The organism is Coprococcus sp. OM04-5BH (genome assembly GCF_003482105.1).
Taxonomy (GTDB): Bacteria; Bacillota; Clostridia; order Lachnospirales; family Lachnospiraceae; genus Coprococcus.
In genome coordinates this window covers 562,970-579,237 of record NZ_QULM01000001.1, presented here as the reverse complement: position 1 = coordinate 579,237, position 16,268 = coordinate 562,970, and the positions used below count along the sequence as shown (strand labels likewise).

Genomic DNA, 16,268 nt, shown 5'->3' with positions numbered 1-16,268 from the left:
CCGTTAAAAGGATTGAAGGCGTTTTTTAAATTCCGTTTTTCTTGCATACATCCGAAAGGCAGCATCTGTCACAATAAGGTTTTGTCCGGGCAGTGCACACGGCTCTGCCGTGGTATACCAGACGGTGGCAGAGATCACTGCCCTCCTCCGGCGGTATTATCTTCCAGAGTGCCATCTCAACCTTCTTAGGCTCTTTGATATTATCCACCAGTCCCATCCGGTTGCACAGCCTTATGCAATGAGTATCTGTCACTATGGCAGGCTTACCATATACATCCCCCATTATAAGGTTGGCACTCTTTCTTCCGACCCCCGGAAGCTTAAGAAGCTCCTCCATTGTATCCGGCACATGACAGTCATACCGGTCACGCAGCATCTTCATACATGCACTTATATCCCTTGCCTTGCTGGCACCAAGCCCACAGGGCTTAACTATCTTCTCGATTTCTTCCACAGGTGCCTCCGCCAGGGAACTGACATCAGGATACTTCTCATAGAGTGCAGGCACGATCTTATTTACCCTTTCGTCTGTGCACTGGGCTGCAAGCCTTACGCTCACCAGCAGTTTCCAGGCGTCCTCGTAATCAAGGGTACAGCCTGCATCAGGATATTCCGCTTTTAACCTCTTTATTATCTCCAAAGCCCTCTGCTTTTTTGTCATTTCTCAACCTCTTAAAGGATTGCACCATTTAATATGCATCTACGATGCATGGGTGCCTCCTAATAACCATAGTATATAACCTGTTCTTCTTTCTCAAGGAGCAGCTCCAGCAAGGAGTCTACAAATGGTGTTCCGAATCTGTCTCCCCTGTCTGCAATGACAACCGGCATTTTCTCCTTTATCACTGCACCGGAGCAGGCAATCTTTACTGCCATGCACACCATAAGCTTGTCCTTGTTGTTAAGCCTGTCGTAATCCTTAACAACGCCGCCTCCGTCAACCACAAGAGCCCCGTCTGCCATAGCACAGGCATTTCCTACAGTTCCTGTGGAATCTTCTTTAGCGTATCTTCCTGTAAAATATATATCTCTCAGGCTGCCACCGGAAAGTCTGCTTAATATTGTCGACATGTCGGCATGTATCTTAGCCGATACCTCCCTCTCAATAGAAGAAGAAATTGCTGTTATCTTCTCTATAGCCTGGTCTATCGCCTTCTTTTCTGTATCATATTCCTGATACTTCTTTAAAAGCTCATCCCTTCTGGTCTTAAGCTCGTTATATTCGTCTCTCTTCTTAACAAGCACCGCCTCTGCCTCTTTAAGCTCTGCAATCTTGTCATCGTGATCATCCTGGAATTTCTTGTCTATTTCTATCCTCACAGTACGGGACTCAGTGGTTCTTCCAAGCTCGTAAACCACCTTCTCAAAGTCTTCCTCATCGGGAGTATCCGCTCCCTCAAAGAAGCCCTTTCTCACCATGCCGTCGATGATCGTAACCGCCACAAACACGATACTGCATATAACGAACAATTGTCTTATGCTGTTCTGGAAGCCCAGTATTATTGAAAACAATGTTACTATAGCAACAACCGCAACACCTGCACCGATTATTACAAAGGGATTATTCTGAAGCTTTTCCTTTTCGGAAGTCTCATCAGGTATAGCTTCAACTTCCAGGAATATTCTTTCTCTCTCCCTGTCATCATCCTCATCAGGTATGACCGCATTCTTCTCATTCACCAGATTTCTTGCTTCTCTCTTTAATCTGGCAATCTCCATGTTGTATGACTGAAGCTCATTTATCCTATCGTTTCTCACAGATTCAAGATCATACTCCACATCTCCATAACTGTTCATCTCCGCCTGGAGCTTTTTAATTTCAACAGCCATACTGCTGTTATCAAAATCCTGTCTCTGTTCCTTAAGGCTGTCCACCGCCTTGTCCGCACGTATGCAGGCACCTGCACTCTTTGAGATCCTGTCTGCATAGTCTGCCAATCCGGCACCACTTTCCGGGGCAGCATCCAGATCTATATTCTTGAGCTCTCTGAAACTGTTTCTGTCTGTATCAAATAATATTCCCTTAAAGGAATTAGGATACTTAAGAGCTGTTTCTATACCATTCTTGGCAGATACAACACTTGCGCTCTTGTTATTCCTTGCAAATTCTCTTTCGATCAGATACTTTTCTCCGTCTGTAGTTACATACGCCTTTCCTGCCGGCTCGGCATATCCGTCCCTGCTGTATCTTCTGTATGCTTCCGGACTTTCTGCAAATCCACGTTTCTTACCTATGCCGTATAGTATGCCGGTAGTGAAATCCATAAGTGTATCCACTTCTTCTTCATCCGCACACTTTACAAGGTTGATTCCTGTCTCAAGTTGAATGTCCTTATTATTAAATTTGCCAAATTGTTTAAGCGATAATTTATTTATATACATTTATTTTTCTCCAGTTGAAATCAATGCTTCTACACCATACACCAATGCTTTTCCCGCAATGCTGTCCTTGTTCTTGTTAAAGCTCTCTATATATCTGCCCAATAGATTGCTACTGTTATCCGTATAAAGCTTAGTCAGGTCATACTCCGGCATTGTCCTGTCAACGATCTCACTGATGTGATACTTCGCCTTCAACTGTGAATAATCCGGTGAAGGATTCTCCATTGTCTCCCCCTGAAGCTCTATCCTGTAGATGCCTTCTGTTCCAAACTCCGAAAGACGCTCGTCAAGGAACTCCACGACAGCCTCACCGCCGTAATTTGCCTTAACCGGCACAACAACATTTACAAAATCCACAGAGTGTACAGTCTGAAAACCTATCCTGACTCCCGTCTCATCCGCTTCGCCGTATATATATCCATGCTTATGATTTTCTGTGTGATCCCAAGGCACGAGGGCACCTGAATATGCCATCTTATTCTTTATCATGTGACGGCTCTTGTGCATATAGCCAAGGGCAACGTAATCAAATCCAGCCCCCGCCAGCTTCTTGTAGTCTATAGGCATATGGTTGGAATCCCCCCCGTGTGCAAGAAGTATGTTGATAACTCCCTGATGTTGCGGTTTCATGGACGAAAGTATATCTGAAACACAGCTTTCACTGCTGTAGCTCATACCCGTAACACAGGTATTTATATCCTCAAGATATGCATTACTCATCTCTCCTGCCGGAAGAATTGCTGTATTTGACCGGAACATATATGTGGCAGCCGGGGAATTCTCATCCATGTAATCCTTAGAGCCTGCTACCATTATGGTTCTTGTATTCTTAAGTGCCATAAGCTGTGTGTCAAGCCAGTCAAGCTCCTTCTTGGATGGCACATGCCCGAACAGGTTTCCTGCCACAAGCAAAAGGTCAACCTGACGTTCATTTATAACATCAAGCAATGACCTGAATGCTGCATTTGCCCTGTCCTGATAATACTTCTCAGTCTCAGTCGCCCTCTCATCGTATAATCCTATATTCGAATCTGATATGTGTACAAATCTCATAACCTATCCTCATCTATTGGCACGGCTCACGAGGTGATGACGTGCTCTCCTTTTTCATGTGTCATTTGACACTATCATAACTTGTGTTTTCCTAAACATCTTTATATTATACCTCACCCTCTACATTGTTGCAATTGCCATTATTTCACATCAATGCTATACTATTTCATAGCAACAAATATAGGGGGCAGTATCAATGGGCACAGTAGAGACCAGACGTCAGAATATCCTTGAAGATCTTCACAAAATGGATTTCTGTACATACGAATTTCTCCAGGGCAAATATCATATAAAGGAACGATCAATGCAGGCAGACATAAAGGCATTGATAAATCAGGGCTATAAGATCAAAGGAAAGAAAGCACTTAAGGGATATTTTCTTGACAAGGAATCCGCACCGGGCAGCTACTACGTTGCCTCAGGAAAGGAAACCATCCGCAGGCTGTATATAACGCTGATACTGCAGAAAAGCAGCGGCATGACAAAAAGACAGCTTGCCAAAGAGCTGTCCATGTACTACAGCACCGACAAGCTTATAGATCTTAGATCTAAAGCCGGTCAGAATGAGTCCGGCACACCTGCGGTTACAGGCGACAGCAAGACCCTTGCAACAGACCTTGAGGTACTTATGAAGGAACACCTTATAACTGAGTCAGCACCGGGAGTCTACTGTGTTTCAGAATTCTCACCTATACAGCTTACCCTTACAAATGATGACGCCATAGATATCTTAAACAGCATCGACCTGTACGGACCGGGACATCATTTTCAGTCCATACTTGCAGATATAAGAAGCAAGCTGGTCCTTGCACTGTTTAATGATGTGGAAAATGATTTCCGGGCAAATGACAACTATGTGGTATACAACAAAAGCTTCCTCACCTCAGCAAAGCTTGACGAATTACTGAAAAGGCTCGAGTCGTATCCGTATGAGACAAAAGCTCTCCACATTACATATAAAATCAAAAACAACAATACAAAAACCGTTGATTTCAATGTGGGAAATGTCATGTACTCCGTAGATAAGGATATTCTTTATCTCCTGGGTGAGACTCTTGACGGAACGAAAACCATAATAAACTGCAGCTCTATTATGGAGATATCCGTGCTGGATCAAGCCAACAGCATCTACCACAATGAATTTTTTACAAGGATCATAAGCACCATGTTCTCCATATCACTGGATAAGCCGGAGCATGTTCTGGTTCGATTTGACAATATAAACCAGATAAGAAGCAAGCTTGAGCGAGTTATCTCAAACCGCCCTAAAACCGCCTCCTTAAAAGCAGAGGGCGATCATCTGATCTATGAGGATACCATAAGCGGCATAGCGGACTTCGCCAATTATCTGAGGAGATACGGCAGATCATGCATTGCCATAGAACCCGAAAGTCTGGTTGAACTTATGAGAAATTCAGCAAAACGTACCCTTGAAAATTATTCAAAGTACTGCGGCTGACGCCTAAACGGACAACCTGTAACAAGCCAGACTAAATAAACAAAATCTACAAGGAAGAAAATTATGGATATTAATAATTTCACAATTCCAATATACAGAATAAATACTATCCTGTCCCTGTTCCAGAACATGGACGCCAGCTATTCTATAAAGGAGCTGGCTGAGCTGATGAATGTTCCCATAAATGTAATAAGGGAGGATATTTATACCATTTGCAACAATAAAGATTACGACACTGTCATATATCCGCCTGATATGGAGGAGGATGAGGACAGCGACAATGACTATTCCAACTTCTCAGAAGAACTAAAGAAGGGACTCCACGACGATGTGCCCCTTGTGGCGGAGACCTCATTCCACAGTGATGTATTTCTGTCCATAACTCCTCTTGAGTTAAACTGTCTGAACGATTTCCTTGACGAAGCTGTTGTCTCAAAGGATCACTCAGTGCACAACTATGTGACAAAAGCAATGTACAATAAGTCAAATTCCAAAATGCAGGTTAAGGGGCAGGAGATTCAGAGGATAATAGATAATGGACAGACCATTAAGGTTATATATAAGCCATTTAAAGGTGATCTCATCTCCTCAGTGATACGCCCTCTTAAGCTGGTACACAATGCCATGGACGATTACTACTATGTTGTAACAATTACAAATGGCAATCTTCTGGCACTGCGGCTTGACAGAATCAAGCACTATTCTGTCACCACTGACTCTGTTTCCATACCAGATCTGTCCCCCCTTGATATTCTTCCAAAGGTATGGGGAATGGAACTTGGCACCTCAGAACACCCTGCATCTCCGGTTCACGTAAAGATCCGCTTCCTTAACGAGGGGAATGTAGTAAGAAAAGCCACCAGAGACCTGACTTCAAGAACCTGTGGCACCATAACAATCCTACCGGAGGATGGCTCACTTATATACGAAGATGACGTAGTCGGCATGGGAAGCTTCAAGAGCTTTCTCTACGGTTACGGCAGTTCCGCCATTGTATTGGAACCTGAAGCCCTAAGAAATGAAATTATAGAAAGTGCCAGAATACGTCTGACATACTACCATGAACAATAAGGCTAATCTGTCACCTCATCATATTTTAAAATATGAAAGACCGCTGTTCCTCACCGTGCCAACATATAAGCACTCTGTGAAACAGTGGTCTTCTTTATTATTTTTCTATTATCATATTTAAGCTATATAACCCTTTTGTCTGTCAGATTATTTCCCGTCTGTATGTTGTATTTCTTCAACTCTTATAACTATGGCTGTATGGTTATCCTGTGTCTCCTTTTCCTCCGCCAGAACTCCACTTCTTATAAGTTCCGCTGCAATATCAGGTCTTTCTGCACCATATTCCAATATCTGTTCTTCATCAAGAGTGTTGAACACCCCATCAGACATGAGTATTATGGAATCACCCTCCTTAAGCTCAACCGGCTCATCCGTACTGTCGATCTCCTTTAATTCCTCTATGCCGATGTAGGATGTAAGAGCCGACTTTCCTGTTGCAGCTTCATAATCCTCATCACTTATCACACCGGCACTCACAAGTCTCTTTAACTTGACATCGTAGGTATGCTCGTGGGTCAGCAGCTTCAACTCACCATCTCTTATCATGTATATACGGCTGTCACCAACAGATATATAATCCATTCTGCCATCCTTTATATACACCCCCACCATGGTGGAGCCTACTCCATCTACATTCTTTTCCTCTGCAAATGTATTTACCGCCTCATTTGCACTTAATGCAATATCCCTTAAGATCCGGTCGCCCTTCTCTTCCTGCTCCATGTCCTCATATGCCATGGCTCCGCAGTCTGCCACCATGCGGGCAGCAACCTCTCCGTATTCCATGCCGCCCATGCCGTCTGCCACGATTCCGAGAAAGCCCTTATTCCCTTCCGTATCTCCAAGGCACAGCAGGCAATCCTCTTGATTTTTTCTGGTTCCAAGCTCCTGATATGAATCAAATGAAAGCAGTGTACGTCCTGCCGGTATGCATCCCTTTTCTCTTCTCTGCTTCTGTTTATTTCTTAATTTATCTAATAACATCCTTCACCTTATCCTTTGATACCTTCTCTATATATCTTCAACATGCTTATTGGACGAACGATATTTCTCCCTTGTGGCCATGCCGCCCCTTATGTGTCTCTCTGCCTTATTAAAATCCAGCACGATCCTTGTCCTGGCTGCCAGAAACGGATTAACCTTCACCAGCCGCTCCGTAATATCCTTATGTACTGTAGATTTTGATATTCCGAATCTTCCTGCGGTCTGTCTGACAGTTGCCCCGCTTTCCACAATATATCTTCCGATCTCTTCTGCACGCTCTTCGATATATTCCCTCAACTATACAAACCCCTATTTGACTGTTTGTACAGTTTATGCCGCAGACTTAAAAAATAAAACAACAAAATCCAGCCGCCATAAGGTTATACTTTAATATAAGATACCCATTTCTCCGGTTACCTGCTGTGTTCTTTCCTGCAGTCTTCCCATTAATCCCCGTAATCCTCAATGGTAATTCTCCTTCCTATCATGCCGTACCTGAACCTTGCCAGCTCATTTTTCTCAAGTACATTCTTCTCATCCCCACGGTACTGGCAGCGGAGACAGTAATACTCATCCTTTTCCTTGTCATAGAACATGTCAATGTCTATATCCCTCATAAAGCATGAAGGGCATCTGTAATTTAATCTGCCTTTTCCAGCCTGAGCCATGTAGACATCACCTCCCCGCATTTAAGTTCCTTAGTAAAGCCTAAGGTAAACATAGGTGAAAATGCATATCCTTCCCTGATATAGCCGGTCGCCTTACCGGTATTCTCACCTACCAGAAGCTTAGTCTCTATGGCAGGTATTACCGCAGAGGCAATTGCCGCACCAGGGAGGCTTTCCTCCCTGCACCTGTATTCATAGTCGATGTCCCGGTGGTCTAAGGTCTTTGCCACCTTAAGCTTTATTCCCGTCATATCCTCCGGATATTCCGTTGTTCCGTAGCATGCCACCAGGTATTCATTTACAGTTATGACTGCGTTCTCCCTGCTCATTTTAAGGATCACCCTGTCATACCTGATGGTTGATGATCCCTCTTCAAAATATATCTTAGTCTGTAATTTCACTGTCAGATCTGCAAATTCTATCTCTACAGGATCCAGAGTCAGCACCACAGTCCTGTCATCCCTTGAGAAATGAGCCTTGGTCCTGCACAGACAGAGATCCACCTCCTCACCCTTGTAGCAGAGCTTGGCACTTTTAATGGTGCCTTCTCCTGCATAATGAGTGAAATATCCAGCCCTGTATTTCTCCTGTATCAGGAATGGATATGAAGCATCCTGAACGTGCTTTGTGCCTATTCCCACAGGCCAGTACAGCTTCGCCGCATATGGTCTTAAGTCCACCAGCGCACCGCCCTGATCCATGTTGATCTGGGCTCTCATATAGGGATCCAGATACCAGAATATCTGCTTGTCCGAGCCGTACAGTATATCCTTCCAAAGGGCACACTCAGGTTCAGAATACGTCTTATGCTCCCTGTAGAAATCTGCAAATTCCGCCATGGTCATATCCACACATCTGCCCTGCTTTTTAAGGTCACCATAATATCTGCAGCCATCTTCATAGCTCTTCTTAAGAAGCTCATAAGGTGCCTCCCAACGTCCCAGCTTGTTGAGCCAGCCGGGCCCCACAAACATCATATTGTAGGAATAGCCCTTATTGTAGGCAGCCAGATGCCTGTACTGATCCACCAGGTTAAAGAAGTATGGGAACTCCCAGGTCTTTGTATCGTATATCATTCCCCTTAGCACGTTCTGTGGATGGGTACCGAAATTACTGCCATTTCCATCGTAGCAGGCAAGAAGATCCCTGGACAGATGAGGTATTGCAACAATTCCGCTGTCCTCGGATTCATCTGCAGCAGGTGCATGACTGTTCTGCTTTGATGGTATCCATGGATTCCACGGACCGCCGTCAAGCAGTGTATACCAGGAATTATTGCAGGTATGATATGCCTTAGGTCCCTCCTCGAAGCAGGTTGCAATCGCACACTTCACCGAAGGATATCTGCTCTTTATGTAATTGATAAGGTCCGCATCCATGTAGTACGAGCCTGTAGACCGGGGATAAAATCCGAAAATATCATGAAACTTGCCAAACACGTCATCTACGATACTCTTCTTGTCTTCCATGGAGAACATCCAGATGCAGAAATCCTTTGTCCTGTATTTATCTCTGAACTCATTGCAAGGAAGCCCTAACAGAGACAGTGCGATCTCGTCTCCGTACACCTCATGATCGTGTTTTGCTATAGATACAGCCTCCTCATTGAAGAGACTGGCATAGGTCATCTGAATAGTGACCCTGAGACCATTCTTATGGGCTGTTTCCTGCTGGAACTTAAATATATCCAGGGACTCTGTAAGCAGGGATTTCCTGCCTATATCCTCTTCCTGTCCCTGACCTGTTATCTTCTCAGCATATTCAGGTACCATCTCAGGTCTGTGAATTATATTTACAACGAAAGTATTATCCATTGAAATCCTCCCCGAAGAAATCATCATTGGTTAAATGGTGAAAATACGGCTTTTGCCGGGCATTTCCCCTACTGAACCCGCTGAGTATAAACTATCATAATAACCGGGAAGCATGCAAGAATATTTTGGAATTGCTGTAGAATATGTAACGATGTCTTCGACATCATTACAAGATAATTTGAGCAGCAGCCATTTTTAGTCACCTTCGGTGAGGGCTGTTTCTTGTAACGATGTCTTCGACATCATTACAAGAAGCACCGTTCGGGGTGGGGAGGGGATGAACGGTGCCGATAAAAAAGGGATTGTGATTAACATATTACTTCGTTGATTCTCTAAGGAGAAGCTCGTAGCCAAGTCTTGTGCAGGCATCGACCTTATTCCCCTCAATAGAATCAATCAAAGTCTTACAAGCCACCATTCCAAGCTGTCTTGGATCAAACTTTAGAGAAGTGATGGATGGCTGGTAATATTTGAACAAGTCGCTATCATAAAATGAAGCAACCCTGATATCTCCCGGGACTTGTATTTTTTTCTTCTTCAGAATATTAATAACATTGCAGCATATTCCATCGTCCATGCAAAGTATACACTCCACATTCTGTTTGAGAGCCTCATCAACAGCTCTCTCACACATTACTGCTCCATCTATATCGAAATAAACCTTATTATTGTCTATAACTTTTCCTGCTTCATTCATGGCGTCAACAAAACCCTTGTAACGATTCTGCGTTACCACATAATTTTTATTTCCACCTATGAGGGCTACATTGCCGGCACCTCTTGACAAAACAATAGATGTAAGTTCCTTGCAGGCGCCCCTATGATCATGGTCTATCTGAACGACATCTGTATCCTCGCTGCTTCCAATGGCAACGAAGGGGATTTTCTTACCTTTAAGATACTCGGTCGTTCTGTCTTTCACCAGAGTTCTTCCTATTATGACGCCATCCACCTTGTGATTTTCAACTATCCTCTCAAGCTGGCTTATATCATCAGGAGATATCATGGATATAAGAACGTCATAATCCATCAGCATCCCCATCTCTATGATGCCCATGAGGCACTTCTGAAAGAATGGAAGATTTCCTACAGAGTAATCACTGGGCATAGCCCAACAGATATTATAGGATTTGGACTGTGCCAAACCTTTGGCAATTACACTCGGCTTATAGTTATGCTTCTCTATATAGTCAAGAACTCTTGCCCTGGTCTCTGCCCCTATTCTGCCTTTTCCTGATATTGCTCTTGAAACCGTTGTCTTGGAAATGCCCAACGCCTCCGCAACATCTGTTATTGTAATTCTGTCCTTCTGTTCCTGTTTACTACTGTCCATGTGGTCTCCTAATATGAATTACCCGAACAAATTTTTACTCTTATCCTCTTGCGCAATCGGTTGTCTAGCCAGTACATCATATATTTTTGCGAATAAAATGTCAACTTCTTTTTAGAATTTTATAATCAGAAAAAGTTTTATTACCACAGCTTTAACAGTGCAGTTCTCATATACTCCATATCAGGCTGGGGGATACGCTTGTCTATCTTCTTTTCTGCAGTGCTCACCGAATACACTCTGGCGCCGAACACTGCCAGGTCCCTCCTTTCTTCTACCGGTAGATTGGCATATAACAGCATAAAGTCTACCAGAGCCCTTGTATCACCCTGCCACACTGCAAATATCCACTTTACTTTATCCAATGTGTCCCGATCCCAGCTGCGTAACTCCTGAAGAAACCATTCATCGTCCACATTACCTTTCTCTTCCTTATAGGTATGCCAGTGTATCAATCTTGTTTCTGACATATTAAAAGCCTTGGCAATAGCTGTAATCTGCATAACAGTAGGTGTACGTTCCTCATTTTCCCACTTATAGTAAAGTCCCTCTGAGATTTCTCTGCCTTCGGGAAGGTAACTATTTATAATGCCAACAATATATTTCACACTGTATATATCAGCCATACGGTTTTTTCGGATTTCCTTCATATTATGTCCTATGCTTTCGTACATCTGCATTATATTTCCTCCTGGTATGTATAATATGTAATGCCCTTTCGGTCCTTCTACTCATAGTCCAATAACGCTATTCCTTTTTCCTACAACAGCTCATTAATTTATGTTATATACTATCTACATCAGTTAATTTAACACTATCCCCATAATATTAATACATGATTTTTTATAATTCCCTCGATGTTTTACCCCACAAAACGATGTTAACCGAATCATTATACTATTATATACAGGAGGAAAAAATGAACCCAGAGGAAAGAAGAGTAACAACAAAGAGAAAGGAAAGCGAAGAACCCGGAATCACAGCCGGGCAACAAAATAAATATACGGACAAGATCAATCAGGAGCTCATCGAAATATTTTCATCTTTGGATGAATTGCTGTCCTATGAGCCTGCAGACTTTGAATTCAGCAAAACCTTTGACAGGGATACTGCTGTGCATATCCTCTCCGAAATCTGCTCTATAGATAATTTTTTCATTGACTCAATGGAATATTACGAACCTTATTACTATAATTATGACGCCCCTGTGATATGCTTTGAAGAAATGGATAACAGAACTCTGTTTACATTACTGTTGTGGCTGAAATGGTATGTAAACAAACGACGTATCGCCACAAGTGAGCTACACTGTTATATACTGCGCATTACTGCCGCAAGTTACCGTAATCTTTCCCACAAAAGTTATATTCTTTCCTCTCCCCTGGCCTGTAATTCCGCCGATGAGATCATCATGACCCCTTACAGACTCCTGGTACAGCGGGACTTCATCCTGCCAGAGACCATCTTCTTCGCCAAAGGGAACAACATACTTACCCTGGGCACGCTCCTTAATCTTATGTCCATGTATTCCAGCAAGACAATTCTGCTTGACCCCCTCATAGATAACGATGTACTGTCTATAGTTCCTAAGCTTAACCGAGTGCTGTCAAACAGATATTTCTCCACCCCCGGCAAGTCCATTGTGATAAAGATCAAACAATCCATAGACAACATAATCTCTTATATTCCGGATCACAAAGATATTTTTGACTACCCTGACCGTTCCCGCTCAGAACTGATCATGACCTCCGCATTTCTTGCGGAGTTCATTTCCATGATGTGACTAAACTGAATATATAACCATTTTCTCGCCTAATGACTCGTTGTCATCTCGCCTATCGGCTCGATGAACATTAGCCTTCATATAGAAATTCATGCAAGCATGATTTCTGCATGAAGGCCTATTGCACAAAAAGCCACTCTGTATAAAATACAGAATGGCTCTTGGGAAATTGGGGGGGGAGAGGAGGATTCCTTATTTTGGGGTTATGGGGTTACATTACATCGTATAAAGGGATTTCTACGAAATTCGTGCGTTGGGAATCCTCCATGTATTCAAAATTTAAAGTAATTGTTTTTTTATATTAATTGAGCAACCGTTTTCACAGCTTGCACTGACCTCAATCACTCAACCAACTTATGGTTAGATATTAACATCCAATGCCCATATTGTAAAGATGTCATATTTTATAAAATTCATTACAGTTTTTGTGCATCTTCGATAAAATGCACAATTTTCACAAATCAAAAGTGTCCAGCACAATTTTACTGACCCTTTTCAGAATCCTCTTCTATCGTGCCGGACACCTTGTACACTATAATATGTATTTTGTATATTGTCAACAATTTTTTTAAATTTTATATTTAACAAACCTAATAGCCTATGTGCACATTTACCATATGGTGAGTTTTACGGTCCTCTTCCGGCTCAATTCAGCTTCGCTTTGTACACCGTTTGCCGCAGTTATTTCCGCCTCTTTCTGCCCGCCTGCCATATGTGCAAAATTACCAACTTATTTCATTTTTCCATGTGGGTATGACATGCAGGCATCCGCCTTTTAAAACTTTTTCCCCTTCACCAATTCACATACAGACTTTATGATTGTATAATGTCTATATTGTCCACAATCTTCCAAAAGGAGAGAAAACATGCTTGAAGCAAGAATAAGGGATCTGGCACAGCGATCCTATAATCAGAATATATATACCTACACCAATTTCCTCAATGCCGCCGACATGGAAGTTTTCTACAACATGAGAAATGAACTTTCAGGTATTCCCTACGAAATCTTCGGCGGGCTGCCTAACTCCGAGAGGGTAATGGTGGGCTTCGGCTCGGAGGAAATGCTCGGCTACCCGGGACACTTTCCCATATCGGTCATAAAAGTACAGCCCTTAATAGACAAATTCTCAGATGAGCTGTCCCACAGGGATTTCCTCGGTGCTCTCATGAATCTGGGCATTGAGAGGGAAATGATAGGTGACATACTGGTGAAGGGCTCCGACAAAAGTGGAAGAAAAAACACAGCCTTTGTATGCGCAGCAGACACCATGGCGGACTATATAGTGGATAATCTAACAAAGATCAAGCACACAAATGTCAAATGTGCCATTGTGGATGCCCGCACCTGCCCGGAGCTTGAGGTAACCCTTATGCCCATGTCGGTCATTACCGCCAGTTCAAGATTTGACGGAATTGTGTCTGGAATAACAAGGCTGTCCCGGAGCAAAACGGCAGAATTGTTTAAGGAAAAGCATATAAGCCTTAACGGACGCCTGTACCAGAACCCCAGCTACAACCTGAAGCCCGGCGACATCATATCCATAAAGGGCTACGGCAAATATATATTTGACTCTGTGGGAAATGAAACAAGAAAAGGCCGTACCTACATAAACCTGAAAAAATATGAATAAAAAACCCTTTCTGCTGATTGAATCGACCCCAAAAAGTTAGACTTTTGAGCCTAACTTCCTGGGGTCGGCATAAAACTCTCAGTAAAGAGGTGTGTATCTGATAATCTAAAGTTCATCAAAGAATATATTTTCTTATTGGTCTTTTAATGTACCTGAGATTTTCTTTTTTTCTTTCAATTTCCTGTATATAAGTGCCGCAATAGCTGCGCCTGCCAATCCAAACAGGTCTCCGAGGATTATGCCGGCGATCACGTCTGTAGGATAGTGTATCCCCACATATAGCCTTGAAAATCCCATAAGGGTGGCATATATCAGTGCACACGCCCCAAGCTTCTTATGTTCGCTCCTAAGTATCGCCATGGAAGACGCAAATGCTGCTGCCGTATGTCCCGATGGGAATGAATAATCCGCAGCCTTTTTTATTATCAGCGAGACCTCATGGCTGTACACATAAGGCCGTATCCTGTGAGCCAGAGGCTTCACACATATATTTACACATAACAAATCGATTATCAATGCTATGGCACTGGCAAGTCCTGCCTTTCTGTACTTTGGTATACAGATAAGGACAATGGAAAGGATTATCCATATGATTCCTGCATTTCCCGTATATGTTATAAACTTCATTATGGGTGTAAGAAATGCCGTCCTTAAATGTTCGGCGATCCACACCAGTACACTGACATCCCAGTCTGAAATCTGTCCTATCATATATTCCTTATTTTGTAATTCCCAGTCTGTGAGCCTCGTCGCATACTGCCTTGGCAACCACCTTGGCAACCCTCTCGTCAAATGCTCCAGGGATTATATACTCCTCGTTCAACTCATCGTCAGATACTATAGAAGCAATAGCCTTGGCTGCTGCGATCTTCATTTCCTCTGTAATAGCTGTTGCCTTGGCGTCAAGGGCACCTCTGAATATACCAGGGAATACAAGCACGTTGTTGATCTGGTTTGGATAATCTGAACGTCCTGTAGCCATTACTCTGACTCCGCCCTTCTTAGCCTCCTCAGGCATGATCTCAGGTGTAGGATTGGCCATGGCAAATACTATAGGATCCTTTGCCATACTTGCAACCATATCTGCCGTAACAATATTCGGTGCTGATACTCCGATAAATACATCCTTCCCCTTCATTATCTCTGCAAGGGCTCCGGTCTGTCTGTCCTTATTTGTAATTTCTGCCATCTCTGTCTGTGCAGGATTCATCCAATCCTGTCCCGGACAAAGGGCACCGTTCTTATCCACAAGAACCACATTTCCTATTCCAAGCTGGAGAAGAAGCCTGCAGATGGATATTCCTGCCGAACCTGCTCCGTTTATAACAACATTCGCCTGGTCAAATGGCTTACCAACCAGCTTAAGGGCATTAATAAGACCTGCTGAAACTACAATTGCTGTACCGTGCTGATCGTCATGGAATACAGGGATGTCAAGCTCCTCTTTAAGCCTTCTTTCTATCTCAAAGCATCTTGGAGCTGAGATATCCTCCAGGTTGATACCGCCAAATACAGGTGCTATACGTTTAACCGTCTCTACTATCTCATCTACATCCTTTGTGTCAAGGCAGATAGGGAATGCGTCAACATTTCCAAATTCCTTAAATAATATGGATTTTCCCTCCATTACAGGAATTGCTGCCTCAGGACCTATATCGCCAAGTCCCAGAACTGCTGTACCGTCAGATACAACTGCCACCATGTTTCCTTTACATGTATATTTGTATACGTCAGCCTTGTTATCACGGATCTTTCTGCAAGGCTCGGCAACTCCCGGTGTATATGCTGTGCTCAGATCGTCTCTGTCCTTGATCTTGACCTTGGAGATAACCTCAACCTTTCCTTTATTCTCTTCGTGCATTTTAAGACTCAGACTATTATAATCCATTTTTACTCTCCTTGTATGATGTATATTACTCTTTTACGGTTATGAACACTGTTATCATAAAGCCCCCGACAACCCGTGACATAATACTTATAATTGTACCTATATAGAATATTTAAATCAAGGGGAAAATCCTAAATAAGCTTAATTAAAAGTCTAAATTTATGCAGGCACAATTTCTATACGAAGGCTTATTGCACAGCGATAA

The 16,268-nt window shown here is 43.0% G+C and carries 15 protein-coding genes; 4 read left to right on the top strand and 11 right to left on the bottom strand.

The features are described from left to right. Positions 1-25 precede the first annotated feature (25 nt). Genes DXB54_RS02485 through DXB54_RS02475 form a run of 3 tightly spaced genes read right to left on the bottom strand, consistent with a single transcriptional unit; the run spans position 26 to position 3,435 of the window. Positions 26-661 (bottom strand): endonuclease III domain-containing protein, encoded by a 636-nt coding sequence (locus DXB54_RS02485; RefSeq protein WP_118694134.1) that lies wholly within the window; start codon positions 659-661, stop codon positions 26-28. Positions 662-720: 59 nt separating this feature from the next. Next, the gene (locus DXB54_RS02480) at positions 721-2,382 is read right to left on the bottom strand and encodes a hypothetical protein (protein ID WP_118694133.1); all 1,662 of its coding nucleotides are present in this window, start codon (positions 2,380-2,382) and stop codon (positions 721-723) included. After that, complete coding sequence (locus tag DXB54_RS02475) at positions 2,383-3,435, bottom strand: metallophosphoesterase family protein (protein WP_021938483.1); 1,053 nt, start codon at positions 3,433-3,435, stop codon at positions 2,383-2,385. Between the two features lie 196 nt (positions 3,436-3,631). On the opposite strand from DXB54_RS02475, the gene DXB54_RS02470 reads away from it, so the two are divergent. After that, on the top strand, positions 3,632-4,894 hold the full coding sequence (locus tag DXB54_RS02470; protein WP_118694132.1) for a WYL domain-containing protein: 1,263 nt from the start codon (positions 3,632-3,634) through the stop codon (positions 4,892-4,894). 63 nt (positions 4,895-4,957) lie between these two features. Beyond that, positions 4,958-5,965, top strand: a complete 1,008-nt coding sequence (locus tag DXB54_RS02465; RefSeq protein ID WP_118694131.1) for a WYL domain-containing protein — start codon at positions 4,958-4,960, stop codon at positions 5,963-5,965. A 147-nt stretch (positions 5,966-6,112) separates the two neighbouring features. On the opposite strand, the gene DXB54_RS02460 is transcribed toward DXB54_RS02465, so the two are convergent. The 6 genes from DXB54_RS02460 to DXB54_RS02435 all read right to left on the bottom strand — a co-directional run bounded on the left by DXB54_RS02460 (position 6,113) and on the right by DXB54_RS02435 (position 11,441). After that, positions 6,113-6,949 carry a PP2C family protein-serine/threonine phosphatase gene (locus DXB54_RS02460; RefSeq protein ID WP_118694130.1) on the bottom strand — a complete coding sequence of 279 codons (837 nt, stop codon included), beginning with the start codon at positions 6,947-6,949 and terminating at the stop codon, positions 6,113-6,115. A gap of 27 nt (positions 6,950-6,976) precedes the next feature. Continuing rightward, entirely contained in the window at positions 6,977-7,246 is a 270-nt protein-coding gene (gene spoIIID, locus DXB54_RS02455; RefSeq protein ID WP_021938479.1) for a sporulation transcriptional regulator SpoIIID, read from the bottom strand. 149 nt (positions 7,247-7,395) lie between these two features. Further along, on the bottom strand, positions 7,396-7,617 hold the full coding sequence (locus tag DXB54_RS02450) for a hypothetical protein (RefSeq protein WP_021938478.1): 222 nt from the start codon (positions 7,615-7,617) through the stop codon (positions 7,396-7,398). Beyond that, positions 7,590-9,431, bottom strand: coding sequence for a hypothetical protein (locus DXB54_RS02445; RefSeq protein ID WP_118694129.1), 1,842 nt, complete (start codon positions 9,429-9,431; stop codon positions 7,590-7,592). Before DXB54_RS02445 ends, DXB54_RS02450 begins: the two co-directional genes overlap by 28 nt. Before the next feature lie 316 nt (positions 9,432-9,747). Beyond that, positions 9,748-10,764: a LacI family DNA-binding transcriptional regulator gene (locus DXB54_RS02440; RefSeq protein ID WP_118694128.1), complete on the bottom strand. Its 1,017-nt coding sequence runs from the start codon at positions 10,762-10,764 to the stop codon at positions 9,748-9,750. Positions 10,765-10,904: 140 nt separating this feature from the next. After that, positions 10,905-11,441: a transcriptional regulator gene (locus DXB54_RS02435; protein ID WP_021938475.1), complete on the bottom strand. Its 537-nt coding sequence runs from the start codon at positions 11,439-11,441 to the stop codon at positions 10,905-10,907. Positions 11,442-11,680: 239 nt separating this feature from the next. Between DXB54_RS02435 and DXB54_RS02430 the strand changes: the two genes are divergently transcribed. Together DXB54_RS02430 and DXB54_RS02425 are read left to right on the top strand one after the other, a co-directional pair. After that, a complete protein-coding gene (locus DXB54_RS02430; protein ID WP_118694127.1) occupies positions 11,681-12,544 on the top strand; it encodes a hypothetical protein in 864 nt (287 codons plus the stop codon). 866 nt (positions 12,545-13,410) lie between these two features. Next, a complete protein-coding gene (locus DXB54_RS02425; RefSeq protein WP_021938473.1) occupies positions 13,411-14,175 on the top strand; it encodes a YlmH family RNA-binding protein in 765 nt (254 codons plus the stop codon). A gap of 132 nt (positions 14,176-14,307) precedes the next feature. Here the strand turns inward: DXB54_RS02425 and DXB54_RS02420 are convergent, their stop codons facing one another. Together DXB54_RS02420 and DXB54_RS02415 are read right to left on the bottom strand one after the other, a co-directional pair. Beyond that, a complete protein-coding gene (locus DXB54_RS02420; protein ID WP_118694126.1) occupies positions 14,308-14,886 on the bottom strand; it encodes a phosphatase PAP2 family protein in 579 nt (192 codons plus the stop codon). Positions 14,887-14,893: 7 nt separating this feature from the next. Beyond that, complete coding sequence (locus tag DXB54_RS02415) at positions 14,894-16,063, bottom strand: NAD(P)-dependent malic enzyme (protein WP_118694125.1); 1,170 nt, start codon at positions 16,061-16,063, stop codon at positions 14,894-14,896. Between the last annotated feature and the right edge of the window lie 205 nt (positions 16,064-16,268).